Annotated in this window: 29 protein-coding genes; 18 read left to right on the top strand and 11 right to left on the bottom strand. The window is 61.9% G+C overall.

Annotated elements, in window-relative coordinates; genetic code table 11:
• The first annotated feature begins 31 nt into the window (after positions 1-31).
• The 6 genes from B9Z48_RS17370 to B9Z48_RS17390 all read left to right on the top strand — a co-directional run bounded on the left by B9Z48_RS17370 (position 32) and on the right by B9Z48_RS17390 (position 4454).
• The gene (locus tag B9Z48_RS17370) at positions 32-1270 is read left to right on the top strand and encodes an MFS transporter (protein ID WP_108380090.1); all 1239 of its coding nucleotides are present in this window, start codon (positions 32-34) and stop codon (positions 1268-1270) included.
• Positions 1271-1419: 149 nt separating this feature from the next.
• Positions 1420-2370, top strand: a complete 951-nt coding sequence (locus tag B9Z48_RS17375) for a sulfurtransferase (RefSeq protein ID WP_108380092.1) — start codon at positions 1420-1422, stop codon at positions 2368-2370.
• Positions 2371-2379: 9 nt separating this feature from the next.
• On the top strand, positions 2380-3453 hold the full coding sequence (locus tag B9Z48_RS17380; protein ID WP_108380094.1) for a YeeE/YedE thiosulfate transporter family protein: 1074 nt from the start codon (positions 2380-2382) through the stop codon (positions 3451-3453).
• A 10-nt stretch (positions 3454-3463) separates the two neighbouring features.
• Positions 3464-3631 carry a hypothetical protein gene (locus B9Z48_RS21685; RefSeq protein WP_199225068.1) on the top strand — a complete coding sequence of 56 codons (168 nt, stop codon included), beginning with the start codon at positions 3464-3466 and terminating at the stop codon, positions 3629-3631.
• A gap of 111 nt (positions 3632-3742) precedes the next feature.
• A complete protein-coding gene (locus tag B9Z48_RS17385) occupies positions 3743-4012 on the top strand; it encodes an AbrB/MazE/SpoVT family DNA-binding domain-containing protein (protein WP_089952387.1) in 270 nt (89 codons plus the stop codon).
• 1 nt (position 4013) lies between these two features.
• Complete coding sequence (locus tag B9Z48_RS17390) at positions 4014-4454, top strand: PIN domain-containing protein (protein WP_108380096.1); 441 nt, start codon at positions 4014-4016, stop codon at positions 4452-4454.
• A 176-nt stretch (positions 4455-4630) separates the two neighbouring features.
• Here B9Z48_RS17390 and B9Z48_RS21930 read toward each other — a convergent pair whose 3' ends face one another.
• From B9Z48_RS21930 to B9Z48_RS17415, 5 genes are all read right to left on the bottom strand, one after another.
• Positions 4631-4843 (bottom strand): hypothetical protein, encoded by a 213-nt coding sequence (locus tag B9Z48_RS21930; protein WP_233261180.1) that lies wholly within the window; start codon positions 4841-4843, stop codon positions 4631-4633.
• A 144-nt stretch (positions 4844-4987) separates the two neighbouring features.
• Positions 4988-5767 carry a phosphonate ABC transporter, permease protein PhnE gene (phnE, locus tag B9Z48_RS17400; RefSeq protein WP_199233545.1) on the bottom strand — a complete coding sequence of 260 codons (780 nt, stop codon included), beginning with the start codon at positions 5765-5767 and terminating at the stop codon, positions 4988-4990.
• A gap of 65 nt (positions 5768-5832) precedes the next feature.
• Positions 5833-6693, bottom strand: coding sequence for an ABC transporter permease (locus B9Z48_RS17405; protein WP_108380099.1), 861 nt, complete (start codon positions 6691-6693; stop codon positions 5833-5835).
• Positions 6694-6721: 28 nt separating this feature from the next.
• Complete coding sequence (locus B9Z48_RS17410) at positions 6722-7561, bottom strand: phosphonate ABC transporter ATP-binding protein (protein WP_108380100.1); 840 nt, start codon at positions 7559-7561, stop codon at positions 6722-6724.
• Between the two features lie 18 nt (positions 7562-7579).
• Entirely contained in the window at positions 7580-8449 is an 870-nt protein-coding gene (locus tag B9Z48_RS17415; RefSeq protein ID WP_108380101.1) for a putative selenate ABC transporter substrate-binding protein, read from the bottom strand.
• A 114-nt stretch (positions 8450-8563) separates the two neighbouring features.
• On the opposite strand from B9Z48_RS17415, the gene egtD reads away from it, so the two are divergent.
• Positions 8564-9535, top strand: coding sequence for an L-histidine N(alpha)-methyltransferase (gene egtD, locus B9Z48_RS17420; RefSeq protein WP_108380102.1), 972 nt, complete (start codon positions 8564-8566; stop codon positions 9533-9535).
• Positions 9536-9581: 46 nt separating this feature from the next.
• Here egtD and senA read toward each other — a convergent pair whose 3' ends face one another.
• Entirely contained in the window at positions 9582-10793 is a 1212-nt protein-coding gene (senA, locus tag B9Z48_RS17425; RefSeq protein WP_108380103.1) for a selenoneine synthase SenA, read from the bottom strand.
• Positions 10794-10857: 64 nt separating this feature from the next.
• On the opposite strand from senA, the gene senB reads away from it, so the two are divergent.
• The 7 genes from senB (at position 10858) to B9Z48_RS22030 (ending at position 17298) form a co-directional block, all read left to right on the top strand.
• Complete coding sequence (senB, locus tag B9Z48_RS17430; RefSeq protein WP_108380104.1) at positions 10858-11844, top strand: selenoneine biosynthesis selenosugar synthase SenB; 987 nt, start codon at positions 10858-10860, stop codon at positions 11842-11844.
• On the top strand, positions 11831-14197 hold the full coding sequence (selD, locus tag B9Z48_RS17435) for a selenide, water dikinase SelD (protein ID WP_108380105.1): 2367 nt from the start codon (positions 11831-11833) through the stop codon (positions 14195-14197). The genes senB and selD overlap by 14 nt, the downstream gene beginning before the upstream one ends.
• Positions 14198-14228: 31 nt before the next feature.
• Positions 14229-14909 (top strand): cupin domain-containing protein, encoded by a 681-nt coding sequence (locus tag B9Z48_RS17440; RefSeq protein ID WP_233261181.1) that lies wholly within the window; start codon positions 14229-14231, stop codon positions 14907-14909.
• A gap of 2 nt (positions 14910-14911) precedes the next feature.
• The gene (locus tag B9Z48_RS17445) at positions 14912-15616 is read left to right on the top strand and encodes a haloacid dehalogenase type II (RefSeq protein WP_108380106.1); all 705 of its coding nucleotides are present in this window, start codon (positions 14912-14914) and stop codon (positions 15614-15616) included.
• Positions 15617-15707: 91 nt separating this feature from the next.
• The gene (locus B9Z48_RS17450) at positions 15708-16460 is read left to right on the top strand and encodes an ABC transporter substrate-binding protein (protein ID WP_108380107.1); all 753 of its coding nucleotides are present in this window, start codon (positions 15708-15710) and stop codon (positions 16458-16460) included.
• 63 nt (positions 16461-16523) lie between these two features.
• Positions 16524-17099, top strand: coding sequence for a carboxymuconolactone decarboxylase family protein (locus B9Z48_RS17455; RefSeq protein WP_108380108.1), 576 nt, complete (start codon positions 16524-16526; stop codon positions 17097-17099).
• Between the two features lie 76 nt (positions 17100-17175).
• Positions 17176-17298 carry a hypothetical protein gene (locus tag B9Z48_RS22030; RefSeq protein WP_255350429.1) on the top strand — a complete coding sequence of 41 codons (123 nt, stop codon included), beginning with the start codon at positions 17176-17178 and terminating at the stop codon, positions 17296-17298.
• Positions 17299-17330: 32 nt separating this feature from the next.
• Here the strand turns inward: B9Z48_RS22030 and B9Z48_RS17460 are convergent, their stop codons facing one another.
• The 5 genes from B9Z48_RS17460 to B9Z48_RS17480 all read right to left on the bottom strand — a co-directional run bounded on the left by B9Z48_RS17460 (position 17331) and on the right by B9Z48_RS17480 (position 22191).
• Complete coding sequence (locus B9Z48_RS17460; RefSeq protein WP_089952414.1) at positions 17331-17825, bottom strand: cupin domain-containing protein; 495 nt, start codon at positions 17823-17825, stop codon at positions 17331-17333.
• Positions 17826-17850: 25 nt separating this feature from the next.
• Positions 17851-18699: an alpha/beta fold hydrolase gene (locus tag B9Z48_RS17465; protein ID WP_108380109.1), complete on the bottom strand. Its 849-nt coding sequence runs from the start codon at positions 18697-18699 to the stop codon at positions 17851-17853.
• Positions 18700-18702: 3 nt separating this feature from the next.
• Entirely contained in the window at positions 18703-20094 is a 1392-nt protein-coding gene (locus B9Z48_RS17470; RefSeq protein WP_146186321.1) for an amidase, read from the bottom strand.
• Positions 20095-20314: 220 nt separating this feature from the next.
• Positions 20315-21208 (bottom strand): polysaccharide deacetylase family protein, encoded by an 894-nt coding sequence (locus tag B9Z48_RS17475; RefSeq protein ID WP_089952420.1) that lies wholly within the window; start codon positions 21206-21208, stop codon positions 20315-20317.
• A 2-nt stretch (positions 21209-21210) separates the two neighbouring features.
• Positions 21211-22191, bottom strand: coding sequence for a tripartite tricarboxylate transporter substrate binding protein (locus tag B9Z48_RS17480; RefSeq protein ID WP_158273309.1), 981 nt, complete (start codon positions 22189-22191; stop codon positions 21211-21213).
• A gap of 239 nt (positions 22192-22430) precedes the next feature.
• Between B9Z48_RS17480 and B9Z48_RS17485 the strand changes: the two genes are divergently transcribed.
• From B9Z48_RS17485 to B9Z48_RS17500, 4 genes are all read left to right on the top strand, one after another.
• Positions 22431-23273 (top strand): IclR family transcriptional regulator, encoded by an 843-nt coding sequence (locus B9Z48_RS17485; RefSeq protein ID WP_108380110.1) that lies wholly within the window; start codon positions 22431-22433, stop codon positions 23271-23273.
• A 136-nt stretch (positions 23274-23409) separates the two neighbouring features.
• Positions 23410-24378, top strand: a complete 969-nt coding sequence (locus B9Z48_RS17490) for a tripartite tricarboxylate transporter substrate binding protein (protein ID WP_158273310.1) — start codon at positions 23410-23412, stop codon at positions 24376-24378.
• A gap of 27 nt (positions 24379-24405) precedes the next feature.
• Positions 24406-25548, top strand: a complete 1143-nt coding sequence (locus B9Z48_RS17495; protein ID WP_089952429.1) for an LLM class flavin-dependent oxidoreductase — start codon at positions 24406-24408, stop codon at positions 25546-25548.
• Positions 25545-26066: a flavin reductase family protein gene (locus B9Z48_RS17500; RefSeq protein WP_089952431.1), complete on the top strand. Its 522-nt coding sequence runs from the start codon at positions 25545-25547 to the stop codon at positions 26064-26066. The genes B9Z48_RS17495 and B9Z48_RS17500 overlap by 4 nt, the downstream gene beginning before the upstream one ends.
• The last annotated feature ends 12 nt before the right edge of the window (positions 26067-26078 follow it).

Here is a 26078-nt window from a genome sequence, read left to right on the forward strand (position 1 = left end):
AGCCCTGCCCACTGAACACGATCCTTCGTCCATGCCTCACGTCCCCCGTCAACCCTTGAAGTCTTCAGGTTTAGGGCCTTTCAGCTTTTGGCTGTCTTTGCCCCAGCTCATCACCTGGGGCAGCGTGTTCTACACCTTTTCCTTGCTCATGACCCCGTTAGAGGCCGAACTGGGCATGAGCCGCGCCGAATCCTCGGTGGCGTTCAGCTTGGCCCTGTTGGCCGAAGGCTTGATGGCGTATCTGGTGGGGCGGTGGATCGACGCTGGCCATGAGCGCTGGGTCATGGGTCTGGGCTCTGTCTGGATTGGGCTTGGCCTGCTGGGCCACAGTGAAGTTCAGTCGGTGGCTGGTTTTTATGCGGCCTGGATCTGGCTTGGACTGGGCACGGCCGCGACTTTTTATACGCCGGCGTTTGCCGTGGTCACCCGGCGCTTTCCACAAGACTTTCGGCGGGCCATCATCACCCTCACCTTTTTGGGCGGTCTCGCCAGCACGGTGTTCATCCCCTTGTTTTCGTGGTGGATGAGCTTGTGGGGCTGGCGTCATGCGCTGTGGGCTTTGGCTGCACTGCAGTTTTTGGTGTGCGCCCCATTGCACTTTTGGCTGCTGAAAAAACCCGCTGAGCAGCCCCACGCCCACCCCTTGGCTTCGCATCACGCCAGCGCACACGCCCCCACCCCCCTGTCGGTGCGCGAACACCTGCGCCACGCGCCCTTTTGGTTGTTGGCTTTGTTCATGGTGCTGACCATGTCGGTGACCTCGGCCCTGCCCGCACACATGATCGCTTTGCTGCAAGAGTCCGGCCTGTCCCCAACCTGGGTCATCGCCATCCCCGCAGCCATTGGCGTGATTCAAGTGGTCGGCCGTCTGGTGTTGTTTGTGTTCGAGCGGTATTGGGATGTGCACGCCGCCAACCGCTGGATTCCAACGCTGATCCCGGCGGGCATTGTGGCCTTGCTGCTGGGCGGCTTGAACCCTGTGGCCTCGCTGGTGTTTGTGTTGCTCTATGGCTTGGGCAATGGCATGAACACCATCGTCAAAGGCACGGCCATGGCGCAATACGTCAGCCGTGCGCATGTGGGCCAGCTCAATGGCTTGCTGGGCATGCCGATTGCCTTGGCCCGAGCGGCCGCACCGCTGACACTGGGCCTGCTGTGGTCACCGCAACACGGTTACACCCTGGCGTTGTGGTGGCTGCTGGTGGCCAGCGTGATGGGCACAGGGGCACTGTGGGCAGCGCAGCGTTACGCCCTGAACCCAGGGCATTGATGGCCTCATGACTGACCGGCATTGCAAAAGGCCCATCCATGTCTTTATATTCATCTTGACATATATAACCAACTAAAAAATCGTTCCCATGTCTGAAGCGGCTGGCCACAATCGCGCCATCTTTTGCTTCATCCATTCAGGAACGCCCCATGAAACGCCTCACTGCCCTGGTTCTGACCGTGTCGGCTGCCGCCTTGTCTGCACCCGCTTTCGCCTCGCAACCCTTGCTCAGCCCCACCGAGCTGCAGGCCAAACTCTCCGACGCCAACGTGCGCGTGATCGACATCCGCGACCCCAAGTCATATGCGGCCAACCACATCCCTGGCGCGGTCAATGCGCCTTATGGCACCTGGCGCGGCCCGGCCAGCAACCCCGGAGAATTGCCCGCCCTGCCCAAACTGACCACCTTGGTGCAAAGCCTGGGCCTGACCCCCAGCACCCACGCGGTGATTGTGTCGAGCGGTGCCGATGCCACCGACTTTGGGGCCTCGGCCCGCGTTTACTGGACCCTGAAAGTCCTGGGCCTCAAAGAGCTGTCGGTGCTCAACGGCGGCGTGAAGGGCTGGTCCACAGCCGGTTTGCCGCAAAACAACCAAGCCGTGAAAGTGGCGGCCAGCAGCTTCCAGCCGCAAATCGACAAGAGCCTGGTCGCCACCAAGGAAGAACTGGTCGCCCGCGTGAAAGCCGGTGACGCCGCCTTGATCGACGCCCGCCCAGCCGAATTCTTCAAGGGCGACACCCGCCATGTGGCCGCCAGCGTGCCCGGCACCTTGCAAGGCGCAGTGAACGTCGAACACGACAAATGGTTTGCCCCCGGCACCTCCACCTTTGTGAGCACCGACCAAGCCCAAAAAGTGGCCGCGGCCAGCCCCATCGACCCAGCCAAAGAGACCGTGTCCTTTTGCAACACCGGCCACTGGGCAGCGACCAACTGGTTTGCCATGTCCGAAGTGCTGGGCCAGAAAAACGTGAAGCTCTATGCGGGCTCCATGGTGGAGTGGTCCAAAGACGCCAGCGGCCTGCCCATGGCCAACGTGCCCAGCCGCCCCAAGCAACTCTTGATCGACGCCAAGTTCTGGGCCGAGAAAACCTTCAAATAAGTTCGGGTCATGAAACGCCTTCCTTTGGCGGCCTTGCTGGCCGCCTTTTTCATCTTTTTGGCGCTGTCCGTGTCCATCCGCCAAGCCGTGCTGATGCTGGTGGGCGTAGGCATGGGTGCGGCTTTGGCTGCCGCCCGCTTTGGTTTCACAACGGGTTGGCGCCAACTCATTGAGCAGCGCAACCCACAGGGCGTGACCGGCCAAGTGCTGCTGCTGGCACTGGCCAGCTTGGCGGCGCTGCCGCTGCTGGGTCAATTTTCCGAACTGCACGCGGCCCTCGGGCCACCGAGCGTGAGTTTGCTGGTGGGCGCTTTTGTGTTCGGGCTGACCATGCAGATTGCCGACGGCTGCGGCTCGGGCAGTTTGTACAAGGCGGGTCTGGGCGTGCCGCTGAACATGGGCATCTTGCCGCTGTTCGCCTTGGGCAGCTTTTTGGGTTCGGTGCACCTGGACAGCTGGTTGTCACTGGGCCAAACGGCCCCGGTCAGTTTTTCTGCCGAATACGGCACGGGCGGCGCTTTGGCCTTGACGCTGGCCCTGCTGGCCGCCGTGTTGGTGGCCGTGCGCCTGTGGGTGGGCGCGGGCCAAAGCTGGCTGGACAAACGTTGGATTTGGGGCGCCGTGGCGTTGGCGATGCTGGCCACACTCAACTTGCTGCTGGCGGGCCAGCCTTGGGGTGTGGTTTACGGCTTTGGCCTGTGGGCTGCCAAGATTTCGGTGGCGCTGGGCGCGTTTGACCCCACGGCCAACGCGTTTTGGGGCCAGGCGGGCAACGCGCAACGCTTGACACAAACCGTGTTCATGGACGTGACCACCATCACCAACATCGGCATTCTGGGCGGTGCGTTGTGGGTGTCGGCCAAGTCCCCGGCTGGCAGCAAGCCCCTGACCACGCAGCAATGGGTGGTTGGCCTGGTGGCCGGTTTCGTCATGGGCTACAGCTCGCGCCTGGCCTTTGGTTGCAACATCGGCGCCATGCTCAGCGGCATCTCCACCGGCAGCCTGCACGGCTGGCTATGGGTGCCTTTGGCCTTTGCAGGCACCTTGATTGGCGTGCGCGTGCGCCGCCACTACCAGTTCTGATGGAGGCCACATGAACACGACGCACAAACTGCAAGCGGTTTTCTGGCTCACCCTGGCCGCTTTTTTGGCCTGGGACTTTCAGGCCTCTGACCCGGTGGATCTGCGGAATGAACCACCCCTGATCGCTGCAGGCTCCGGCCAGGCGAGCAGCGGGGGGCATTGCTCGATGGCGAAGTGAGGTGAAAAGGTGAGGCTGAAAGCCAAATTCCAGCCCTTGACCTCCGCCGCTCAGGCTTGACCGATCGGTGCTGGATGGCTATTCTTCCTTACCGCATCGTAAGGAAAAATCATGCTCAGCACCCTGACCAGCAAAGCGCAAATCACGCTGCCCAAAGATGTACGGCAGATGCTGCAACTCGAGCCCGGCGACAAAGTAGCCTTTGTGGCGCAGGCCAATGGGCAAATTGTGGTGAGCAAAGCTTCCAAGGCCTCCTTTGCCAGCTTGCGCGGCTTGCTGCCAGCGCCCACCCAGGCGCACACGGTCGAAGAAATGAACCAGGCCATCGAAGCACAGGCCAGCGGCAAGCCTTTGCTTGCCCGCAAAACACGCAAGCCTTGACATGCTGGCGGTCGACACCAACGTCCTCGTTTGTCTAATAACGAACGACGACCCCAAGCAAGCGCTGCGCGTGCAAATGGCCTTGGACACCGAACTGGATGCAGGCCGGGAATGCATGGTCGGGCACATTGTGGTGTGCGAAGTGATGTGGGTTCTGAAGGGGCTCTACGGGTATTCATTGGCGCAATGCCAAGCCACTTTGGCAGCCCTGCTGGCTTTTCCTGGACTGCGCTTCGAGGCCGTGCCGGTCTTGTTATCCGCCGCCAAAGCCTGGCAAAACCAGGGGGGAGATTTCGCAGATCACCTGATCGGTGCACAAATGCAGTCACTGGGCTGCGAAGCCGTTTTGAGCTTCGACAAACGGGCCAGCAAGTCTGGCACACACCGCGCTGTTGAGGTCAAGGACTTGGGACGTCGGGGTTCTATTGATCCGGCCCTGTGAAGTTTGAAGTGCAAGGCTTGCCTTGCGTACAGTCATCAGCGATAGGGGCATTGTGGGAGCCCCGCCCTCGGGGCGATTCTGGGTGGTCTGCGGGGCTTTATCGCGACGAGGGCGTCGCTCCCACAAAAAAAGCGTTCATGCAAACTTCACCTGGCCGGATCAATAACATTCAGCGGTCATGCCCCCTGCACCTGCTGCAAATGCAAACGCGCAGCGGTTTTGACGGCTTCGGTCAGGCGCTGGGCTAAAGGGGCCTTGCGCGCACCGCTTGGGGTGGACGTGCCTTGCAGACCGCCCAGCAAATCGGCTTGCATCATGCGCACCTGTTTGACATGGGCCAGCAGGCTCTGCCCAGCCGGGGTGGCGCGCACTTGACGGCGCGGTGGCATTGATGATGTGGGGCACAGCCGCGTGGCTGGGCTTCAGTCTGGTTTGAATGGGCACATCGGCTGAGCGTCTGCGCAGCAGCGCACCACGCATCTTCGCCCACGAGGTGGGCACCTACAAAGTCCATGCGCAGACAGTTCAGCGCATTACCGTGTCAACCAGCGCCGCGCCGCAAAACTCAGCGCGTCCACACAGGCCACCATGAGCAGCATGGCCGCCAAAATGGTGGCGGTCTTGTTCATGTGGAACAGGCCCATGTGGAAAGACAGCATCTGGCCCAAACCACCCGCACCCACCACGCCCAGCACAGCGGCGGCGCGGATGTTGTTCTCCCAGCGGTAGAGCGTGTAGCTCATGAGCTGCGGCAGCACCTGCGGCAAGGTGGCATAAAAGAACACACGCAATGGCCCCACGCCCTGGGTGCGCAAGGCATCGCCCGGCCCGGTGGGCACGTTTTCCATGGCCTCGGCAAACAGTCGGCCGAGAACACCGCTGGTGTGCAGCGCCAGCGCCAAAGTGCCGGCCATGGGCCCGAGGCCCGCCGAAATCAAGAGCAAAGCGGCCCACACCAATTCAGGGATGGCGCGCAGGGCGTTCAGCAACCAACGCGTGGGGCCGCGCAGCCATGCCGGGTCTTGGGTGGACATGCGGCTGGCGGGCACGGCCAGCGCCAAGCCCAATACAGCCGCAATGGCCGTGCCCAGCGCCGACATGGCCAAGGTTTCCCAAGCGGCCCCAACCACCTTGTTCACAAACACGGGCGACAAATCAGGTGGAAAAAACTCCGCCACAAAGCGGCCCATGCTGCGTGCCGCTTCCATGGACGCAAAAGACGCCCAGTCCAGATCGAGCGAGACAAAACTGGCCACCACCAAGACCAGCAAAGCCAAAGTGAACCAACACGCCTTGCAGCGGGCGTCAAACATCGGCGGCGGCAATTTGTAGGGGGGGTTGGCCGCTTCGCGTGAAGAAAACAAGGTGCTTGAAGACTTCATGCCAGCGCCTTTCGAAGCCAGGCGCTCACGCGGTCGGCCAGCGCCACCAGCGCGATGAAGACCAGCAGCATGGTGGCCACTTCGCCGCCGTTGAACATCTTCATCGAGTTGTCGAGTTGTTGGCCCAAGCCCCCCGCACCCACAAAGCCCAGCACCACCGAGGAGCGGATCGCACATTCCCAGCGGTACACGGTGTAAGAGGCCAACTCAGCCGCGTGGCTGGGCAGCAAGGCGTAAACAAAGGCCTGCAGACGGCCACTGCCATTGCGCATCAGGTTTTGGGTGGCATGGCTCTCGCCGCTTTCCAAAATCTCGGCATACACCTTGCCCAGCATGCCGCCATAGGTCAGGGCAATGGCCAGCACGCCCGCCGTAGGCCCCAGGCCCACCACGCGCACAAACACCAGCGCCCAGATCAACTCCGGAATGCTGCGCAGTACGATCAGAGTAGCACGCACCAGCCAGCGCAGCACTGCGGGCCAACGGTCCATGCGGCCCGACAAAGCCGACAGCGACAAAACCCGTGTGGCCAACAAGCTCAAGGGAATGGCCAGCACCAGCGCCAGCGTGACGCCCGCGGTGGCCATAGCCACGGTGCGCCAGGTCTCACGCACCACCATGTCAATGAACTCGGCGTTGTAAATCAGCGGCCAAAAGGTGGACAAGAACTGCGCCGTCACTTTTCGGTTTTCAGGCTCCCACAGCACCCACAAACGGAACTCGGTGGCCACGCCCAATGGCCACAACAGCACCAAAGCCAGGCTCAGCCAAAACACCCGCTTGAAAAAAGCCGGGTCGCGGGCAGGCGCATCCTGGCGAGGCCGCGGCTTAGGCAGGTGTGAAACAGAAGCGGTCATCTTGAGCGTGGCGCAGACAGCTACAGCGTCAACGGCAGTGCATCACCACAGGCGCGGACTGGGTTGAAGAGGCTTCTGCTGAGGGCATGGGTGGGGCTTCGCCACGCAACTCGTGCTCGAACTGGTCGTACAAGTGTGCCAAGCGCTCGGGGCTGACCTGCGCAGAAGGCAAATCAAACACCAGCTGACCATCACGCAGACCGATGATGCGCGGAAAGTGCGCCAGCGCCATGTCCACCTGGTGCAGTGTGGCCACCAACGTGACCTGACGCTCGGCCGCCAAGCTCACCAAAGCGGCCATGGCCATGCGGGCGCGCATGGGGTCGAGCGCCGACAGCGGCTCGTCGATCAGCCAGAGGCTGGCCGGAGCCAACAGAGCGCGGGCCAGACCCACGCGCTGGCGCTCACCGCCCGACAGGCGGTCCATGCGGGCGAACAATTTATCGCCCAGGTCAAAGTGCACCAGCGCTTCGTAAGCAGCCGGGATGTCGGTGGGGTAGAACAAGGAGCGCAAGCTGGACCACAAACCCATGCTGGGCAAACGCCCGGCCAGCACCGAGGTCACCACGCGTTGGCGCGGCGGCAGCGGCGGCACCTGCGGGGCCAGAAACAACTGGCCGCGCAAACGGCGCAGCGCACCCGCCGATTGTGTCCAAGGGTTCACGCCCGACAGCTGCAAGCGGCCTTGTGTGGGCCGCTGCGCACAGGCCAGCACCTGCAACAAAGTGGTCTTGCCCGCGCCAGACGGGCCGATGATGGCCACCTGTTCGCCTGCGACCAAACGCAGGTTCAGCGCACGCAAGGCCGCTGGCGCACCGGGCAGCGCGGCCGGGTGCCGCGCCTCCAAGGCCGAGAGTTCGATCTTCACCGCCGTGGTGCTCAGGCTTTACAGCAAGCCCGCGCTGCGCGCGGCCGACTCGAGGCCTTTGTAGTTTTCGGGCGTGGTGGAGATGTAGCGGGTCGAGCGGTTGAGTTTGAGGATCTCGGCGTGCTCGGGGTTGGCGGGGTTCAGGGCCAACAAGGCGGCCTTGATTTTTTCGCGCAAGTCGGCAGGCATGTCGGCGTGCACCGACCAGTTGTAGTTGAAGTAAGGGGGCGTGGTGTAGAACACGTTCACGTCTTGCGTGTTGACCTTGTTTTCGGCCACAAACTTTTTCCAGACCGTGATGTCCAAGGCCGCAGCGTCCACCTTGCCGCTGACCACCGAGGCGATGGTGGCGTCGTGCGCGCCGCTGTAGGCGATGCGCTTGAAGTCCTTTTCAGGCTCGATCTTGGCTTGCAGCAAAAAGCTGCGCGGCATCAGGTGGCCCGAGGTGCTGCTTTGCGAGCCAAAAGAGACTTGCTTGCCCTTCATGTCGGCCAGCGTCTTGATGCCCGAATCGGTCTTGGCGATGAACACCGACTGGAAACGTGTGTCTTCTTCGCGTTGGGCAATGGGCACGATCTTGCCGCCCGAGCGGATACTGGCTTGCACAAAAGTAAAGCCGCCAAACCAGACCACATCGACCTTCTTGTTGACCAGCGACTCCACCGCAGCAGGGTAATCGGTCACGGGCGTGAACTGCACCTTCATGCCCAGCTGCTTTTCCAGATAGTTGGCCAAGGGTGTGAACTTGCGCACCTGCTCGGTGGCGGCTTCCTCAGGGATGGTGGTCACGCGCAGCGTGGTCTGGGCTTGGGCGGTGCCGATGGCCGACAAAGCCAACAAGCCAGCACAGGCTGTGGACAGAATTTTGGAAAAGAAGGCGTGGGTCATGGTGGCTTTGTGAAAAACAAACAGCTGAGATTACACACTGAAACCCTTGCACCCCACCAGACAGTGGCCAAACATGCGCAAGTCTGCGGCTCGTGCAGTGACTTAATATGCCGCATGACCACGCCCCGATTCATCCAGCTGTACCAGCACAACGCCTTTGCTGTGGCGCAAGAACTCTTACAAGGCCTCAGCGCCCCGCAGGCCTTTACCTCGCCCAAATACCTCTACGACGCGCTGGGCTCGCGCCTGTTTGAAGCGATCACCGAGCTGCCCGAGTACGACCTGACGCGCACCGAGGCGCAACTCATGCGCTTGCACAGTGCGGACATGGCCCTGCGCCTGCCCAAAGGCGCTTGCTGGATCGATCTGGGCGCGGGCAACTGCGAAAAAGCCGGACGACTGCTGGGGCCGCTGCAGGCCGGGCGCTATGTGGCGGTGGACATTTCGGTGGATTTTGTGCGCCAAGCCCTGGACAGCCTGCAGCGCCAGCACCCGGGCCTGGCCATGACGGGCCTGGGCACCGACTTTTCGGGCGGGCTGGATTTGCCAGACGCGCTGGGGCTGGACCCGGCGCAGCCGCGCGTCTTGTTTTACCCGGGCTCGAGCATCGGCAACTTCACACCCGATCAAGCCCTGGGCTTTTTGCAAAGCCTGCACCGCGCTTGCGGCACGGGCCTGGGCAGCGGTTTGCTGATCGGGGTGGATTTGCTCAAGGACGCGGCTGAATTGGAAGCGGCCTACGACGACGCCTTGGGCGTGACTGCGGCCTTTGACCTGAATTTGCTGCTGCACATCAACCGCCTGGTGGGCAGCAACTTTGTGGTGCGCGACTGGCGGCACTTGTCGCGCTTCAACGCCAAGCAGTCGCGCGTGGAAATGCACCTGCAGGCACGCCACGCGGTGCGCGTGCAGTGGCCGGGCGGCGAGCGGCTGTTTGCGGCAGGCGAGACCATCCACACCGAAAACGCCTGCAAATGGACAGTGCCGAACTTCGAAGCCTTGATGCGCTCGGCAGGCTTTGCCCAGACCCGCGCCTGGACCGATCCGGCCCAGCGCTTTGCGGTGTTGTGGGCCATGGCCTCATGACACCATTGGTGGCGCTGTCAGCGATGACGTTTTAGCCGATGAATTTTTAAACTGCCACCGACCGGAAGCCCGCAAAAATATCGCGCCGCTCGGGCACAAAGAAGTTGCGGTAACGCACATCGACCACATGCGCCGAAGTGGCGGCACTGGCCCCACGCAGCACCCGGTGGTCGTGCCACCAGGGCGCTGAATAGTCGCGGTAAGGGTGCACCTCAAAGCCCGGATAGGGCGCAAAGTCACTGGCCGTCCATTCCCACACTTGGCCCCACTCAAAGCCGGGCTGCTGCGCGGCGCATGCCCATTCGGCCTCGGTGGGCAAGCGCCTGCCCGCCCATTCACACCAAGCCTGGGCATCGAACGCATTCAGATGCACCGCCGGGGCCTGCAGGTCGAGCTGCTGCCACTGCCCAAAGCACTGCGCTTGCCAGGTGCCGTCAACGCAACGGACATGGGGCGGCTGCGCATGGCCGGTGGCCTGCACAAAAGGCAAGTACCGCGCCCAGGTCACGGCTGCGGCGTCGATCTCGAAAGCGGCCAGCGCCTGCGGATGGGCCTGGCGCTCGTTGTCAAAAGCAAAGCCTGGCCCCGCATGACCCAAGGTGTCAACCTGCGCGGGCACCCAGATGCCCCCATCCTGGCCCGAAGGCGCTTCATGCCTTGCCGCATCACCGGCCGTGGGTTCACGCCAGCACAGGGCCGGCGGCAAAGCCAGCCCCAGGGCTTGGGCCATGTAAACCGAGGCTTCGTTGTGCATGTCTTCGTGCTGCAGCACCAGACGCCAAAAATACAGCGCTTCGTCGCTCACACCCTGACCGGCCGCAAGGGCAGCTTGCAGGTGGTCCAAGCTTCGCTGCAGCACCTGCGCCAAATAGTCCTGCGTGCCGGCCAGGTCGGGCAGAGGCAAAACCCAGCGGCTGTCGTGCGCAACCTCGCTGGAGTTGTAAAGCGCGTCGGCATCGGGCAGCAGCGAGGCGTCAAACTCCGCGCCGCTACTGGCACTGCGCGTGCCCAGGTGACGCTGGCGGTTGCGCACCGTCCACCACTCCTGAAACCAGGCGATGTGGCCCCACTCCCACAGCGGCGGGTTCATGCTGGGCAAGGGCGGCACCGACAGATCGGGCATGGCGTTTTGCCAGGCCTGCATCAGACCCAGCGTGCGCGTGCGGGTGTGTTGCAAGGCCAGGGCCAGATCCGCCGCACTGGCCGTGCGCACCGCGCTGTGCACAGGCCCCAGACAGCCTGCAAAAGACCCGCCCATCGTCGCACTTAGACCTGTCTGCCCTGCCCCCGCCGAGGTACTCTCATTCATGTATAAATCGCCCATGCAAAAACTTCGAGTGGTGATTGTCAGCCCCGCCTTGGCCGACGCCAACAACGGCAATTGGCAAACCGCCCGGCGCTGGCAACAGCTCTTGTCTGCCCATTCTGCCCGCATCGTGCGCCAGTGGCCCGACGCGCAAGCGGATGACGACGACGTCATGCTGGCCCTGCACGCTCGCCGCTCGGCCGACTCGGTGCAGGCCTGGCACGCGCGGCACGGCCAGCGCGGCCTGGGCGTGGTGCTGACCGGCACCGACTTGTACCGAGACATTGCACAAGACCTGTTGGCGCAGCGCTCGCTGGCCCTGGCGCATTCGCTGGTGGTCTTGCAAGGTCTGGGGGTGCGAAGCCTGCCCAGCGCGTACCAAGCCAAAGCCCGCGTGATTTTTCAGTCCACCAGCACACGTCAAACCCTGCCCAAAACCCCACGCCACTTGCGGGCGGTCATGGTGGGCCATTTGCGCGAAGAAAAAGACCCGCTCACCCTCATGGCTGCGGCACGCCTGTTGCCGCCCGATGCGGGTGTCTTCATCGACCACATCGGGGCGGCGCTCGACCCTGCGCTGGGCCAGGCCGCACAGGCCACCCAGGCGCAGTGTCCGCATTACCGCTGGTTGGGTGCCGTGCCCCACACTCAAACCCTTCAGCGCATTCAACGCGCACACCTGCTGGTGCACTGCAGCCGCATGGAGGGGGGTGCACATGTGCTGATGGAAGCCATTTGCAGCGGTACACCCGTGCTGGCCTCGCGCATCGACGGCAATGTGGGCCTGCTGGGGGAAGATTACGCGGGCTACTTCGAGCCGGGCGATGCGCCCGCGCTGGCCCATTTTTTACGCGCCTGCAGGACAGCGCCAAACGGACACAGCCTGGTGGCACACTTGAGGCATCAGTGTGCCTTGCGTGCACCCTTGTTTGAACCTCAGGCCGAACGTGCCGCCTTGCACCACTGGGTGCAAGACCTCTGGACCTTTGATGAAACCCTCTGAACAACCCGTTCTGCGCGATCTGGTGCTGATAGGCGGCGGCCACAGCCATGTGGGCGTGCTGCGCATGTTCGCCATGAAGCCTGAGCCGGGCGTTCGCATCACCGTGATCTGCACCGACATCGACACGCCTTATTCGGGCATGCTGCCAGGCTACATTTCGGGCCATTACAGTTTTGACGAGGTGCACATCGACTTGGGCCGCCTGTGCGCTTACACCGGTGCACGCTTTTTCCACGATGCGGTGGTCGGCATTGACCGCCAGAACCAGAAAGTCATTTGCCAAAACCGCCCGCCCGTGGCGTACGACCTGTTGTCCATCAACATTGGCTCAACACCGCAGGTGCGCCATGTGGCGGGTGCCCAATCGCTGGCCGTGCCGGTCAAGCCGATTGCGCAGTTCAACCAGCGCTGGCTGGCTCTGCTCGACAAAGCCCGCCAGTGGCCAATCCACCGGGGCCGCATGACGATAGCCGTGGTGGGCGCGGGCGCAGGCGGTGTGGAGCTGGTGCTGTCCATGCAGTACCGCTTGCGCAACGAACTCAAAGCGCTGGGCCGCAATCCCGAAGACCTTCAGTTTGTGTTGTTGACGGCGGGTGAGACGATTTTGCCCACCCATAACCCTGGGGTTCGAGCCCGCTTTGCGCGTGTTTTGCAAGCGCGCAATGTCACTGTCCACACGCAAGCCGAAGTGGTCGAGGTCTCGCCTGGCTGCCTGCACACGCGCGATGGCCGCACTTTTGATGCCGACGACACCCTGTGGGTTACCCAAGCCGGTGGCCCCGCCTGGCTGAAAAGCACGGGCCTGGCGCTCGACAAACAAGGCTTCATCCTGGTGCACCCCCAGCTGCAAACGCTCAACGACCCCTTGGTCTTTGCGGCCGGCGACATCGCCTCGTTTGTGGAACGCCCGCTGGAAAAAGCCGGTGTGTTTGCCGTGCGCATGGCCAAGCCCCTGGCCGAGAATCTGCGTCGCAGCCTGCGCGGCCAAAAGCTGCTGGCCTACGACCCGCAACGCCATTGGCTGGCCCTCATTTCCACCGGCAACCGCTTTGCCGTGGCCTCACGCGGCCCGCTCGGCTTTGCCGGGGCCTGGGTCTGGCGCTGGAAGGACCGCATCGACCGGGAATTCATGCGCCGCTTCACCGAGTTTCCGGCCATGCCGGGGGCGGGTGGCCCCGCTCAACCCGGCGCCAGTGTGCGCGACGCCGTTCAGGCCATGGGTCAACTGCTCAAGGACATCCAGGCCCAAGGCAAAGCACCCACCACACACCTGACGCTGACCTCCGAAGAATCGCTCCAAGCCATCTCGGCCATCGCCATGCGCTGCGGAGGCTGCGGCGCCAAAGTCGGCTCCAACATCTTGTCCCGCGCTTTGGGCAGCTTGCAGCCGGTCGAGCGGCCAGATGTGCTGATCGGCCTGCACTCGCCTGACGACGCAGCCGTGGTGCGCGTGCCACCGGGCATGGCCGTGGTGCAGACGGTGGACTTTTTCAGGGCCTTCATCGACGACCCGTATGTGTTTGGCAAAGTCGCCGCCAACCACGCGCTGGGCGATGTGTTTGCCATGGGCGGTGAGCCCCAAACCGCCACTGCGGTGGTCACCGTGCCGCCGGGCTTGGAGAGCAAGGTCGAAGACCTGCTGACCCAAATGATGGGCGGCGCGATCGAGGTGCTGAACGCCGCAGGTTGCGCCCTGGTGGGCGGACACACGGGCGAAGGTGCCGAGCTGGCCCTGGGTTTTGCCATCAACGGCCTGATCGACGAAAAAATGGACGGCGTGATGCGCAAGGGCGGCATGCAGCCGGGCGATGTGCTGCTGTTGACCAAGCCGATTGGCACCGGCACCTTGTTTGCCGCACATGCCCGCTACGCCGCCAAAGGCCGCTGGATCGATGCGGCGCTGCAATCGATGGTGCTGTCCAACCAATCGGGTGCTGAAATTTTGCGCACCCACGGGGCCACCGCCTGCACCGACCTGACCGGTTTTGGCCTGCTGGGCCACCTGGTGGAGATGACGCGGCCGTCCGGCGTGGACGCCGAGCTTCAGCTGAGCGCCCTGCCGCTGCTGGACGGCGCGGTGGACTGCGTGCAGGCGGGCATCGTCAGTTCTTTGCAACCGGCCAATGTGCGCCTGCGCCGCGCCCTGCGCAATGGTGACGAGTTTGTGGGCGACCCACGCTACCCCTTGCTGTTTGACCCACAAACCGCTGGCGGCCTGTTGGCCAGCGTGCCCGCCGCGCAAGCAGCCGCTTGCGTGCAGGCGCTCAAGGCCGCTGGCTACGGGCACACCGCCATCATTGGCCGCATCACCCCGCAAGGTGATGCCATCGAGCCGGTGCTGCTGAAAACCTGAACGCCTTCGCACCTGAAAAAACTGAACCCTCATGACCACCGAACAACTCACACACCCCATCACGCTGAATACCGACCGGACCCAGCGCTGCATCGTGCACAGCCCATCGCTCGATTGGGTGGACTCACCCGCCTCGGGCGTGTCGCGCCGCATGCTCGAGCGCGACGGCGGTGAAGTGGCGCGCGCCACGTCCATCGTGCGTTATGCACCCGGCTCGGCCTTTTCAAACCACACACACGGTGGGGGCGAAGAAATTTTGGTGCTCGAAGGCACGCTGCACGACGAGCACGGGGTCTACGGCCCCGGCACCTACATCAAGAACCCGGTGGGCAGCTCACACGCGCCGTCCTCTCCCGAGGGCTGCACGCTGTTTGTGAAACTGCGCCACCTGGACCCCCGCGATGACGAGCGCGTGGTCATTGACACGCGCCGCAGCGAGTGGCGTCAGGGCATGGTCGAGGGCTTGAAAGTCTTGCCGCTGAACACCTTCGAAACCCAAAACACCGCATTGGTGCGCTGGGCACCCCAAACGTTTTTCAACCCGCACCGTCATTGGGGCGGCGAAGAAATCTTGGTGATCGAAGGCGTGTTCTCGGACGAGCACGGTGACTACCCCGCAGGCAGCTGGCTGCGCAGCCCGCACATGAGCCAGCACCAACCGTTCAGCCGCGAGGGCTGCTTGATTTTGGTGAAAACCGGGCACCTGGTTTGAACATGACTTCCCCCACACCCCCCATTCGCGCCGTCGTGTTCGACGCCTACGGCACGCTGTTCGATGTGTACTCGATCGGCGCTTTGGCCGAAAAACTCTACCCCGGTCAAGGCGCAGCCCTGTCGGTGCTGTGGCGCGACAAGCAGATCGAGTACACGCGCCTGATCTCGCTGAGCGACCCCGATCCAAACGGCAGCAAGCATTACCAATCGTTTTGGGACATCACACGCGCGTCGCTGCGTTATGCACTGGCGCGTTTGGGCTTGGTGCACACCAGCGCGAATGAAGACTCGCTGATGGCGCAATACGCCCAGCTCACAGCCTTCCCGGAAAACCTGGGCGTGCTGCAGGCACTGCGTCAGCGCGGCGTGGCCACGGCGATTTTGTCGAACGGCAGCCCCGAGATGCTGCAATCGGCCGTGCACAGTGCGGGCATGAGCGATTTGCTGGATGCGGTGCTGTCGGTGGACAGTGTGCGCCAGTTCAAGACCACACCCACCAGCTACCAACGGGTGCAGGACCACTTTGGCTTTGCACCCGCCGATGTCTTGTTTGTGTCGAGCAACGCCTGGGACGCGCTGGGGGCCACTTGGTTTGGTTTTCAAACCCTGTGGGTCAACCGTCAGGGCCTGCCGCCCGAGGCCATTGGCCCGGCGCCACAGCACACGGGCCGAGACTTGAGCGAGGTGCTCAAGATCATGGCTTGATAGGCCAATGAAGCCGAGGCCTGTAAGCCGCTTGCACGGCTTAGTTTTCTAGAATGCCGCATCGTTGAACCCACCGTTTGCAAAGATTTCCATGAGCCATCCATCTGCCTCGCCTTTGGCCTCCCTTGTCGCACCCCACGGCGTTTTGCGCGTGGCCATCAACCTGGGCAACCCGGTGCTCGCCGGGCTCGATGCGGCGGGTGAGCCCTCGGGCATCTCTGCCGATTTGTCACGCCTGTTGGCCGCTCAGTTGGGGGTCGGCATTGAATGGCGCATCTTCAAAAAGGCCGACGAATCGGTGCAGTGTGTGCGCTCTGACGAGGCCGATATCGGCTTTTTTGCCATCGACCCTGTGCGTGGTGAAGGCCTGCATTTTTCACCGCCTTATGTGCAAATTGAAGGCGCTTACATGGTGCGCAGCGACTCGCCCCTGCAAAGCAACAACGAGGTGGACCAGGCCAGTCACCGCGTGACGGTGGGCGCGGGCAGCGCCTACGATTTGTTTCTCACCCGCCACCTGAAACACGCCACCATCGTGCGTGCCCCCAGCTCGCCCGCCGTGGTCGATGTGTTCATGGCCCAACAGCTTGAAGTGGCCGCAGGCGTCAAGCAGCAACTGCAAGCCGACGCCCAGCGCCTGCCCGGCGTGCGCCTGCTGCCCGGCCGCTTCATGGTCATCCACCAGACCATGGGCATGCCCGCCCAGCGCAGCGAGCCAGCGCAGCAATTTTTGAACGCTTTTGTCGAAGACGCCAAGCAATCTGGCTGGGTGGCAGAGGCTTTTGTGCGGCATCAGATCCAAGGCGCAGCGGTGGCCCCACCAGGCTATCCCGCACACGACTGAGGGCCGTCAGGTCCGGTGATAAATTGGGGCTTGATCTTTCAACACATCCCAAGAGACACACCAATGACCTCCCCCAAAACAGACCGCCTGCCCGAAATTCCGCGTGAACAAATGACCGACGCACAACGTGCGGCGGTCGACGAACTCGTCAGCGGGCCCCGAGGCAAACTCTCGGGCCCGTTTGTGCCTTTGATGCGCAGCCCCGAGCTGATGCGCCGCTTGCAAAAAGTGGGGGAATACCTGCGCTACGACAACACCGTGGGTTTGCACAATTCGGAATTTGCCGTGCTGGTGGTGGCACGCCACTGGTCACAGCCTGTGGAGTGGCACATCCACAAACCGATTGCCATGAAAGCGGGCGTGAGCGAAGAAACCTGCGACGCAATTGCCGAGGGCCGCCGCCCACCGAACATGACAGCGCAAGAAACCGTGGTGTACGACTTCTTGCAAGAGCTTCTGCACAACCAGTCGGTGAGCGACGTGACCTGGGCGGCAGCACAACAGATGTTTGGCGACCAGGGTGTGATCGACATGACGGCGCACTGCGGCTACTACAGCTTGCTGGCCATGGTCATGAACACCACGCGCCGCAGCTTGCCGGACAACGCCGCGCCGGGCATTGCGCCTTTCCCCCAATGAGGGGCTGAACGCTGGCGCAGTCAAAGCCATGCAAGGCGTAGCTTTTTTGTAGGTGCCCACCCCGGGGGCGATGGGCGTGGCACACGACCTCAACAACGTCGCTCTCAACGGCATCGCCCTGAAAACCATCGCCCTACAAAACATCGCCCACGGGGTGGACTCCTACAACAAAAAAAAGGCTGACCTGCTCAAGACCTGAGGCCAAAACAGCCAAGGCATTTTCGAGCACGCTCAACCAAAGGCGTTGAGCGTTTGTCCTCCCGCCTCCACCGGGTGGGCATGCACCAGCACCACCGCCATCACACAGGTTTCAGTGCCCCGGTTGATCCAGTTGTGCACCGTGCCGCGCTGCACCATGACGTCGCCGGCCTTCAGGTGGACTTCCTCACCGGATTCGAGTTCCATGTCGATTTCGCCGGACATGACCACGATGTAATCCACCGAATCGGTGCGGTGCACGCGTTGCTGCACACCGGGGTGAAAGTCCAGAATGCGGAACACGGTGCCATTTTCAATGACCGAAAATTTGCCCTCACGCCGGCCTGCGTCCACATGGCCGTTGTTGTTGGCGGGGCTGGTGTCGGTGGTCCAGACGTTGCACACAAAACCGTTGGGGCGGCCTTGGCGGTAATGGCTGCAGACTTCGTCGATCTCGACGATGGCTTTGCCTTGGTCGTCGTGGCCGGTGACGACGCGGCGAATGGACGGGTTGATCGGGTTGGACATTCAATGGGCTCCTAGGAAAATAGGTTCAGTGGGCATCATGGGCCACGCGGCGCATGAAATCGGTCATGGCTGTCGCCAGGGTTTCTTCGTGCGGGCCCCAAGCCGAAAACGGCAAAGCAGGCACGTCTTCGTCCGCCACCGGCAGCTCAAACAGTTCGCAACCAGGGATCAGGGCCGCCGCTTCACGGCCATGGCGGGACACATGGGTTTTGTCGTTGCCGGGCACCACCCAGGTGGGCACACGGATGGCCTGCAGGGCCTCAATGGTCATGCCCAGCACCGGCTCTCGCGGGCCTTGCAAAAAAAACTGAAGCCAGTGGCGCATGACGGCCATGTATTGCTGGGGGTCCATGGCCATCAGGCGATCCTGGTTGCTGGGGTCTGCGGCAATCAGTTCCTGGTAATAGGGCGTGGCACACACCGCAGCCATGCCGCCTTGCTCGGCCGCGCGAATGAACTGGCCGTAATAGTTCTCGGGCAAGCGGCCCGCAGTGAAGGCCCCGCCCGTGATGCGCAGCAGCAGCAAGCCACGCACCGCATCGGAATGACGCGAACTGGTCAACAGGGCCAGCCGCGCCCCTGAAGAGCCGCCGCCAAAAAACGCGGGCACCGCGTTCAGGTGTTGCATCAGCTGCACCCAGTCGTCGGCCCAAATGTCTTCTTCACCCCGCTCACCTTCGATCAACACCTGCGAAGCCCCGGTGTTGCGCCGGTCGTGCAGCACCACCCGAAACCCCAAGGCCGAGATACGGCGCGCCAAGGGCACAAATTCGGCACCGCTGCGCCGACCGCCTGACACCAGCGCCAGCCATGGGCCTTGCTCGCCAAATATTTCATAGTGCAGGCGCACGCCTTCGTTGTTCACAAAGTCCATGGCTCAATCCAGCAGCACGGGCAAGTGCCAATCGATGGCCGATGCCACCGCATGGGCCACCTGCAGCACATGGCCCTCGCCGTGCATGGCCGCGCCGATCTGCAAAGCCATGGGCAAGCCTTGGGTGGACACGCCCATGGGGCAGGTCAAGGCGGGGTGACCGGTCAGGCTGAACAGTCGGTTGCAGGCACTGCGCTGCGCGGTGGGGTTCGCCATCAGGGCTTGCAGGGTTTCGGGCAAGGCTTCGCGACCTGGCCACATCAGCACGTCCACCTGCTCAGCCAGCAAAGTGCTGACCTGCTGTTGCCACACATCGGCCTGCACACGGGCCGCGTGATAGTTGTTCAAACTCAGTTGCGCTGCACCCGCCAGTTTTTGGCGCAAGCCCTGACCCAACTGGTCGGGGTGGTCACGCCAAATGTGCTGCAGTTGTTGAAACGCTTCGTAAGCAATCAGGGTATTGGCCGCCTGCACCACAGCGGGTTGTGGTGGCAAATCTACAGTGACCACCTGCGAACCTTCGGCTTGCAGTGTTTGCAAAGTCTCGTCAAAGCAGGCCTGGATTCGCGGGTCGTGCGTGGCCTGGCCGTTCTCAGTGTTGCGCCACAAGCCCGCAGGCACGCCAATGCGCAGCCCCCGAAGCACCGAACGCTGCACATCGGCGGTGCACGCGGTGGCCACATCGCTGCCGTGCCAGGCGTCCCAGATCAGGGCCTGGTCCAGCGCGGTGCGCGTCAAAAATCCGGCCACATCCAGGCTGGGGGCCAAGGCGATCACACCCGACATGGGGTAAGCATGGCGCGTGGGTTTGAGGCCCACCACACCACAGGCGGCCGCCGGGTGGCGTATCGAGCCGCCGGTGTCGGTGCCCGTGGCCGCCAGGCACAAACCTGCCGCCACCGCCGCACCCGAGCCGCTGCTGGAACTGCCGGGCATGTGCGCCAGATGCCAGGGGTTGCGTGCAGGCGTGAACAAGTCATCTTCTGAGGGCGAGCCAAAGGCCAATTCATGGCAAGCTGTTTTGCCCAAACTGATCACACCCAAACGCTCCAGGCCCGTCACCAGCGTGGCGCTGACCGTGGGCACCCAGTCGTGCAAATGCCGCGAGTGCGCGGTGGTGCGCACGCCTTGCGTGAGGTACACATCCTTGTGCGCCATCGGGATGCCATGCAAAGGCCCCCGGTATTGGCCTTGTGCGATTTCGCGGGTGGCTTGGTGCGCGGCTTGCATGGCGGCATCGAGCGTGGGCGTGACAAAGGCGTTGACTTGCCCATCCAGTCGCTCCATGCGGTCGATGTAGGCCTGCACCAGCTGCACCGGCGTGATCTTCTGCTGACGAATCAGGGCACTGGCTTGCGCCAGTGACAAGGCATGCAAGGGCGTGTCGGCGTGCATGTCAGCGGATGGGTTCGAGGGTGTCTTGATAGATTCGGCCCTGTGAAATTTGAAGTGAAAGGCTTTTCTTGGCACAGCAATCAGCGATGCAATCTGTATGTGAGCCCTGCACTCGGGGCGATGGGTGGTGGTCTGCGAGGCGCCATCGCGGCGAGGGCGCTGCTCCCACAAAAAAAGCGTTCACGCAAACTTCATCGGGCCGGATCAATAGGCTCATGCCTCAAGGCGCTGGCAGGGGGCTGGCCTTTTGAAACCAGTTGGCAATTTCCGAGCCATTCCAGAACACCACGCCGGGCTGTTTGGCCAGAAATTCCAGCATCATTTCAAAGTATCGGATGCGGTGCGCCGCCCCTGAAATGTAGGGGTGCACACCAAACGCCATGATGCGGGCGCCCTGCGCCGACTCGGCGTAAAGCCGCTCAAAGGCGTCTTGTGTGCGCACCAGCATCGCGTCCGAACGCTCGTGCGAGGTCAGCATGATGTTGATGTCGTTGAGCTCGATGGTGTAGGGCACCGACACCAGCGGTCCATGTTTCGTGTGCACGTATTGCGGTTGGTCGTCGAGCACCCAGTCGCCAAACCAGGACATGCCCAGTTCTTTGATCAGGTCGGGGGTCTCCAGCGTCTGGCTGCGGCCCGGGCCCAACCAGCCTTGCGGGCGTGTGCCCGTGAAGCAGGTCAGCACGTCCAGCGTCTGCTGCATCATGGCCCGCTCGTCCGGAATTTTTTGAATCGGGATTTGTTCGTAGCAATGCGCCATGAACTCCCAACCTGCGTCCAGCGCGGCCTGGGTCACGCGTGGACGGGTTTCGCACACCTTCGCATTGATCGACAGGGTTGGGCGAACACCCACATTTTTGAAAGCGTCCATGAGTCGCCACACGCCCACGCGCATGCCGTATTCATGCCAGCTCCAGTTGGGCACATCGGGCACGGGCGCTTGGCCCCCGGGTGGTGGCGAGACCATGCGCGGCATGGGGCGCGAAATGTCCCACTCTTCGATGTTGACCACCGGCCAGACCACCAGCCGAACACCTTCGGGCAGGTGCAAGGGGGGGCGATCGACGATGGCGGAAAAAGGCAAGCGGTCTTGCGGGCGCAGCACGTCGCTCATGTTCAGTTCACTCCACCGGGAATCGACGCGGCAATTTGCCGCAACTTGGCCGTCTCGGTCCGGATTTCTTGCACCATTTGATCCGGCGTGCTGCCCACCAAGCTCATGCCCATGCCGTTGAGCCTGCGCTGCACATCCGGGTCAGCCAGCGCGGTTTTGACCGAGGCATTGAGCCGCGCCTGGATGTCGGCTGGCAAGCCTTTGGGTGCAAAAATGCCCACCCAATAGGTCAGGTCGTAGCCCGGCAGGCCCGCTTCGCTGAGGGTCGGCACATCGGGATAACGCGGGTCACGCACCGAGCTGGTGGTGCCCAGGAAATTCACTTTGCCGGCATCGATGTGCGGTTTGGCTGCGCCATCAAAAATCACCTGGCACACCCCGGCCAGCACATCCTGCATGCCCGGTCCTGAGCCTTTGTAAGGCACATGCACCATGTCGACCTTGCCCATGGCGTTGAACAATTCGCCCGCAAAGTGCAAACCACTGCCCATGCCCGAAGTGGCGTAGTTGATCTTGCCCTTGTTTTTGGGGTCGCGGGCATAAGCCAGGAATTCGGGCAAAGTTTTGGCGGGCACTGTCGGGTTGACCACCATCAGCAAGCCGTATTTGCCCACCAGAGAAATCGGCGTGAAGTCGCTGACCGGGTCATACGACAAAGACTTTTCCACCACCGCCATGTAGGTCTTGGTGCCGTTGGTGGTCATCAGCAGCTGATAACCATCAGGGGCCATTTTGGTGACGGCTTCGCTGCCAATGCGGCCACCGCCCCCGGCCCGGTTTTCAATGACGATGTTTTGCCCCAGATTGCGCGACATGGCCTCGGCAATGATGCGGCTGGCCTGGTCGGAAAATCCGCCTGCGGCGTAAGGCACGATGGCCTTGATGGGGCGATGGGGGTAATTTTGCGCCTGGGCCAACAGGGCAGATGTGCCCAGCAGCAGACCCACACCCCATACTGCCCAGCGTTGGTGTCCAAAAGTCATCATCTGACCAGCCCCTTCTTTGTCTCGTGTTGTGTTTGCCTGTGGCTTTTCAGCGCAAGAAAAGACGACCACAGATTCAAAAACCAGTATGCGTGCTGTGTTTTGAGTTGGCAATCAGGGCGTTCCCCTTTTGCACTCTGCACGCACAAGCACTCGTCAAATATTCCAAATCATGGAATACTTTAAAAAATTTTTGAATCAACAAGTTTGCGACACCCTCCAACAGGCATCCTCTCGCCATGAAACTCCCTCCCAAAAATGAAGGTGCACAAAGCATTGGCCGTGCGGCCTTGCTGTTGCGCACTCTGTCGACTTTTGGTTCTCAAGGCGCCTCGCTGATGCAAATTTGCACTTTGACGCAGTTGCCCAAAGCCACGGTGCACCGCATTTTGTCGGCCATGCAAGAGGAACACCTGGTCGAGCGGCCCTGGGGCACACGCCACTATCGACTGGGGCCCGAGGTCTATGCCTTTGGCATGTCGGTGCTCAATGTGTTTGACATCAAAACGATCGCCCAACCCTCTTTCGAACGGCTGGCCCAGACCACGGGCGAAACGGTGTACTTGGGCATCCGCTGCGGCTACGACGCGGTGTGTCTGGACAAGCGACAAGGGCATTTGCCACAAAACGCCGAAATTTTGCAGGTCAATGACCGCTGGCCCATGGGCATTGGCTCTTTCAGCCTGGCCATCCTGGCCCATTTGCCCAACGACGAAATTGCCGACATTTTGGCCTTCAACCGACTGCGCAGCGGTGAAGACAAAACATTCAGCAAACTGACCAGCAGCATTCACAACACCCTGAAAAATGGCTATGCCTTGACCAAAACCCGATCTGCCCGTGGCATCTCGGGCATCGCCGTGCCCATCTTTGACCGGCGTCGTTACCCGATTGCGTCCTTGTGTGCTGTCTCGACCTTGGACCGCATGAAGGGCAGCTACCTGAGCGGACTGGCCGCCACCTTGCGACACGAAGCGGACATCATGTCCGCCCAATACGAGCTGGCCCGCATGAACCCGGCACAAGCCGAAACCTGGCGCACCGCCATCAAAGACCCCCCACCCCAACGCATCGCTTTTTGAGCGTGTCCAGCGACTGGCCGCCCCCAAGCCATGGAATACCCCCAGTCCTCAATTCCACATCACGGAACTTTGTCATTGGTCAATGTTGACCCGACTTTTAGAATGCCCGCACGATCAACAAAGACGGAGACTGGGCATGAAAAAACTGGTGCGATTTCTGAAGTGGGGCCTGCTGGCCCCTTTGGGTTTGTGCATGGGTCTGGTGCAGGCCCAAGGCTTTCCGAGCAAACCCATCAAAATTGTGGTGCCCTTTGGACCCGGCGGTTCGGGCGACATCACGGCACGCGCCTTTGGCCAGTACCTCGAAGCGCAATTCAAGCAAGGCGTGGTCATTGAAAACAGGGCGGGTGCCAACGGCATTTTGGGCACCGAAGCCGTCAAAAATGCCCCAGCCGACGGCTACACCCTGCTGCTGACCACCAACACCACGCTGGCGGCCAACCTGAGCCTGTACAAAAAGGTACCTTATGAGCCCCTCAAAGACTTTGAGCACTTGGGCCAATTCGGCACCGCCGCCTCGGTGGCCATGGTCAGCAAAGACTCCGGGATTCGCACCCCCGCCGATCTGACGGCTTACGCCAAAGCCAATCCGGGCAAGGTGTTTTTTGGTCATTACAACTCGGCCTCGCAGATGACAGCCGAGATGTTCAAGGTCAAGACCGGCGCCCCCATGACCGGCATTCCCTACAAGAGCATTGGCTCGGCTTTGCAAGACTTTTATGGCGGCCAGTTGCAGGTGCTGTTTTTGGAGTACCTGCCAGCCATGGCACACATCGACAACCCCAAGGCCACCGCCATTGGCGTGACCGGTGCCACCCGCTTTAAACCTTGGCCCAACGTGCCCGCCATTGGCGAGACTTACCCCGGTTATGAACTGGGCTTCTTCTTGGGCCTTGCCGCCCCAGCAGGCACACCCCCCGATGTGGTGAAAAAACTGGACGGCGCCATCGCCTCGGCCCTCAAGGACGAGGGCTTCCTGGCCCGCTTGGCGCAATTGGGCTTGGAGCCCTCCAAGGTATCCAAGGCCGAATATCCTCGCTTCATTCAAAGTGAAATCACCCGCTGGGCCCAGGTCATCAAAGACGCTGGCATCAAGCCCGAATAACCCCCCTACACCACCACAGGATTTGCCATGCGTCTCGGCTACTTCACCATGCCCTTGCACCCTTTTGAAAGGGACACCACAGAAACACTGCACGAGGACCGGCAGACCATCATCTTGGCTGATCAGCTCGGTTTTTACGATGCATTTGTGGGCGAGCATTTGACCGACAAAGCCGAAAACGTGACCAACAGCTTGTTGTTTTTGGCCACCTTGATTCCCGAAACCAAGACCATCAAGCTGGGCAGCGGCACCTCCAATTTGTCGCACTCACACCCCACGCTGCTGGCCTCGCAAGCGGCCATGTTTGACCACTTGGCCAAGGGCCGATTCATCTTTGGCATCAGCCCGGGCGCCTTGGCCTCGGACGCCGAAGCGCTGGGCATTCTGGACCAAGACCGCAACAAAATGTTCGCCGAAGCGATCGATGTGATCCTGGCCATTTGGGAGCGCGAGCCCCCCTACAACATCGACTTTCCGGACAACCGCTTCAAGGTGAGCACACAGGTCACCTCTGTCCCCGAAATTGGTCGGGGCTACTTGATGAAGCCGTTCCAAAAACCCCGGCCAGAAATTGTCGGCACAGTGGTGGCCCCCTTCTCCAAGGGCGTGATTGCCATGGGCAAGCGCGACTTTCACCCCATGTCGGCCAACTTCTTGATGGACCACTGGTTGAACAGCCATTGGGACAACTACTGCGAAGGCAAGACCTCGGTGGGCCAGACGGCCAACCCCGCAGACTGGCGCGTGGCACGCACGATTTTTGTGGCCGACGATGCGGCCACCGCCCAGCGCTATGGCCGCGCAGACGCCAACAGCCCTTACCGCTATTACTACCGCCAGATGTTGACAAAGATGATGATGTCCAAGCGTCACGTCATCTTCAAGAAACACACCGACGAAGACGACCGCCACGTCACACTCGATCGCTTGCTGGACGAGTTGGTCATCACCGGCACCGTCAACGAAGTGGTCGACAAAATCCTGGCCTTGCGCGAGAAAGTCGGCCCCTTTGGTGAAATCGTGTATGCCGGTATGGACCTGGTCGATCCAGACCTGGGCCGCCGATCGATGGAACTGATGGCCAACGAAGTGATGCCACGCGTGAACCAGGCCTTGGGGCTGGGTTCGGCGATCAACGCCAACGCGCCTGTGGAAACCGCTGCGGCATGACCCCGCAGGCCTTTCGGCAACTGATGCGCCTGCATCCGGCGGCTGTGAACATCATCGCCACGGGCCAGACGCCTCACCGCACCGGCATGACGGTGTCTGCCTTCATGTCCTTGGGGGTCGAGCCCCCCACGGTGGTCTGCGCCATCAACCGCAGCGCTTTCACCTACGCGCACATGGCCGACAACCTGGTGTTCAGCGTGAACACGCTCTCGGTGGCGCACATCGAACTGGCCAAATTGTTTGCGGGTCAAGCTTCTTTGTTTGGCGATGAACGCTTTGACGAGCAGCAATGGGGCCCCTTTGATTCGGGTTCACCTTTCCTGCACGATGCCGTCATGAGCCTGGAGTGCCGTTTGATTCGGCAAGTGCAAGAGAGCACCCACTGCCTGATGGTGGGCGAAGTCATTTCTGGCCGCTACAACGACACAGCCGCACCCTTGCTGTACCGCGATGGCCAGTGGGTCACCACCAGTGAGGATCTGCTGATGGTGCCTATTGAAGCTGCGGGCATGCGCTGAATCAACAGATGT

Origin of the sequence: Limnohabitans sp. WS1 (genome assembly GCF_003063265.1) — a bacterium.
Lineage (GTDB): Bacteria > Pseudomonadota > Gammaproteobacteria > Burkholderiales > Burkholderiaceae_C > Limnohabitans_A.

Bases quoted from the DNA above. Each gene is read 5' to 3' on its own strand.
- B9Z48_RS17370 (WP_108380090.1), top strand. From the start codon at position 32: ATGCCTCACGTCCCCCGTCAACCCTTGAAGTCTTCAGGTTTAGGGCCT.
- B9Z48_RS17375 (WP_108380092.1), top strand. From the start codon at position 1,420: ATGAAACGCCTCACTGCCCTGGTTCTGACCGTGTCGGCTGCCGCCTTG.
- B9Z48_RS17380 (WP_108380094.1), top strand. From the start codon at position 2,380: ATGAAACGCCTTCCTTTGGCGGCCTTGCTGGCCGCCTTTTTCATCTTT.
- B9Z48_RS21685 (WP_199225068.1), top strand. From the start codon at position 3,464: ATGAACACGACGCACAAACTGCAAGCGGTTTTCTGGCTCACCCTGGCC.
- B9Z48_RS17385 (WP_089952387.1), top strand. From the start codon at position 3,743: ATGCTCAGCACCCTGACCAGCAAAGCGCAAATCACGCTGCCCAAAGAT.
- B9Z48_RS17390 (WP_108380096.1), top strand. From the start codon at position 4,014: ATGCTGGCGGTCGACACCAACGTCCTCGTTTGTCTAATAACGAACGAC.
- B9Z48_RS21930 (WP_233261180.1), bottom strand. From the start codon at position 4,843: ATGCCACCGCGCCGTCAAGTGCGCGCCACCCCGGCTGGGCAGAGCCTG.
- phnE (WP_199233545.1), bottom strand. From the start codon at position 5,767: ATGTTTGACGCCCGCTGCAAGGCGTGTTGGTTCACTTTGGCTTTGCTG.
- B9Z48_RS17405 (WP_108380099.1), bottom strand. From the start codon at position 6,693: ATGACCGCTTCTGTTTCACACCTGCCTAAGCCGCGGCCTCGCCAGGAT.
- B9Z48_RS17415 (WP_108380101.1), bottom strand. From the start codon at position 8,449: ATGACCCACGCCTTCTTTTCCAAAATTCTGTCCACAGCCTGTGCTGGC.
- egtD (WP_108380102.1), top strand. From the start codon at position 8,564: ATGACCACGCCCCGATTCATCCAGCTGTACCAGCACAACGCCTTTGCT.
- senA (WP_108380103.1), bottom strand. From the start codon at position 10,793: ATGGGCGGGTCTTTTGCAGGCTGTCTGGGGCCTGTGCACAGCGCGGTG.
- senB (WP_108380104.1), top strand. From the start codon at position 10,858: ATGCAAAAACTTCGAGTGGTGATTGTCAGCCCCGCCTTGGCCGACGCC.
- selD (WP_108380105.1), top strand. From the start codon at position 11,831: ATGAAACCCTCTGAACAACCCGTTCTGCGCGATCTGGTGCTGATAGGC.
- B9Z48_RS17440 (WP_233261181.1), top strand. From the start codon at position 14,229: ATGACCACCGAACAACTCACACACCCCATCACGCTGAATACCGACCGG.
- B9Z48_RS17445 (WP_108380106.1), top strand. From the start codon at position 14,912: ATGACTTCCCCCACACCCCCCATTCGCGCCGTCGTGTTCGACGCCTAC.
- B9Z48_RS17450 (WP_108380107.1), top strand. From the start codon at position 15,708: ATGAGCCATCCATCTGCCTCGCCTTTGGCCTCCCTTGTCGCACCCCAC.
- B9Z48_RS17455 (WP_108380108.1), top strand. From the start codon at position 16,524: ATGACCTCCCCCAAAACAGACCGCCTGCCCGAAATTCCGCGTGAACAA.
- B9Z48_RS17460 (WP_089952414.1), bottom strand. From the start codon at position 17,825: ATGTCCAACCCGATCAACCCGTCCATTCGCCGCGTCGTCACCGGCCAC.
- B9Z48_RS17465 (WP_108380109.1), bottom strand. From the start codon at position 18,699: ATGGACTTTGTGAACAACGAAGGCGTGCGCCTGCACTATGAAATATTT.
- B9Z48_RS17470 (WP_146186321.1), bottom strand. From the start codon at position 20,094: ATGCACGCCGACACGCCCTTGCATGCCTTGTCACTGGCGCAAGCCAGT.
- B9Z48_RS17475 (WP_089952420.1), bottom strand. From the start codon at position 21,208: ATGAGCGACGTGCTGCGCCCGCAAGACCGCTTGCCTTTTTCCGCCATC.
- B9Z48_RS17480 (WP_158273309.1), bottom strand. From the start codon at position 22,191: ATGACTTTTGGACACCAACGCTGGGCAGTATGGGGTGTGGGTCTGCTG.
- B9Z48_RS17485 (WP_108380110.1), top strand. From the start codon at position 22,431: ATGAAACTCCCTCCCAAAAATGAAGGTGCACAAAGCATTGGCCGTGCG.
- B9Z48_RS17490 (WP_158273310.1), top strand. From the start codon at position 23,410: ATGAAAAAACTGGTGCGATTTCTGAAGTGGGGCCTGCTGGCCCCTTTG.
- B9Z48_RS17495 (WP_089952429.1), top strand. From the start codon at position 24,406: ATGCGTCTCGGCTACTTCACCATGCCCTTGCACCCTTTTGAAAGGGAC.
- B9Z48_RS17500 (WP_089952431.1), top strand. From the start codon at position 25,545: ATGACCCCGCAGGCCTTTCGGCAACTGATGCGCCTGCATCCGGCGGCT.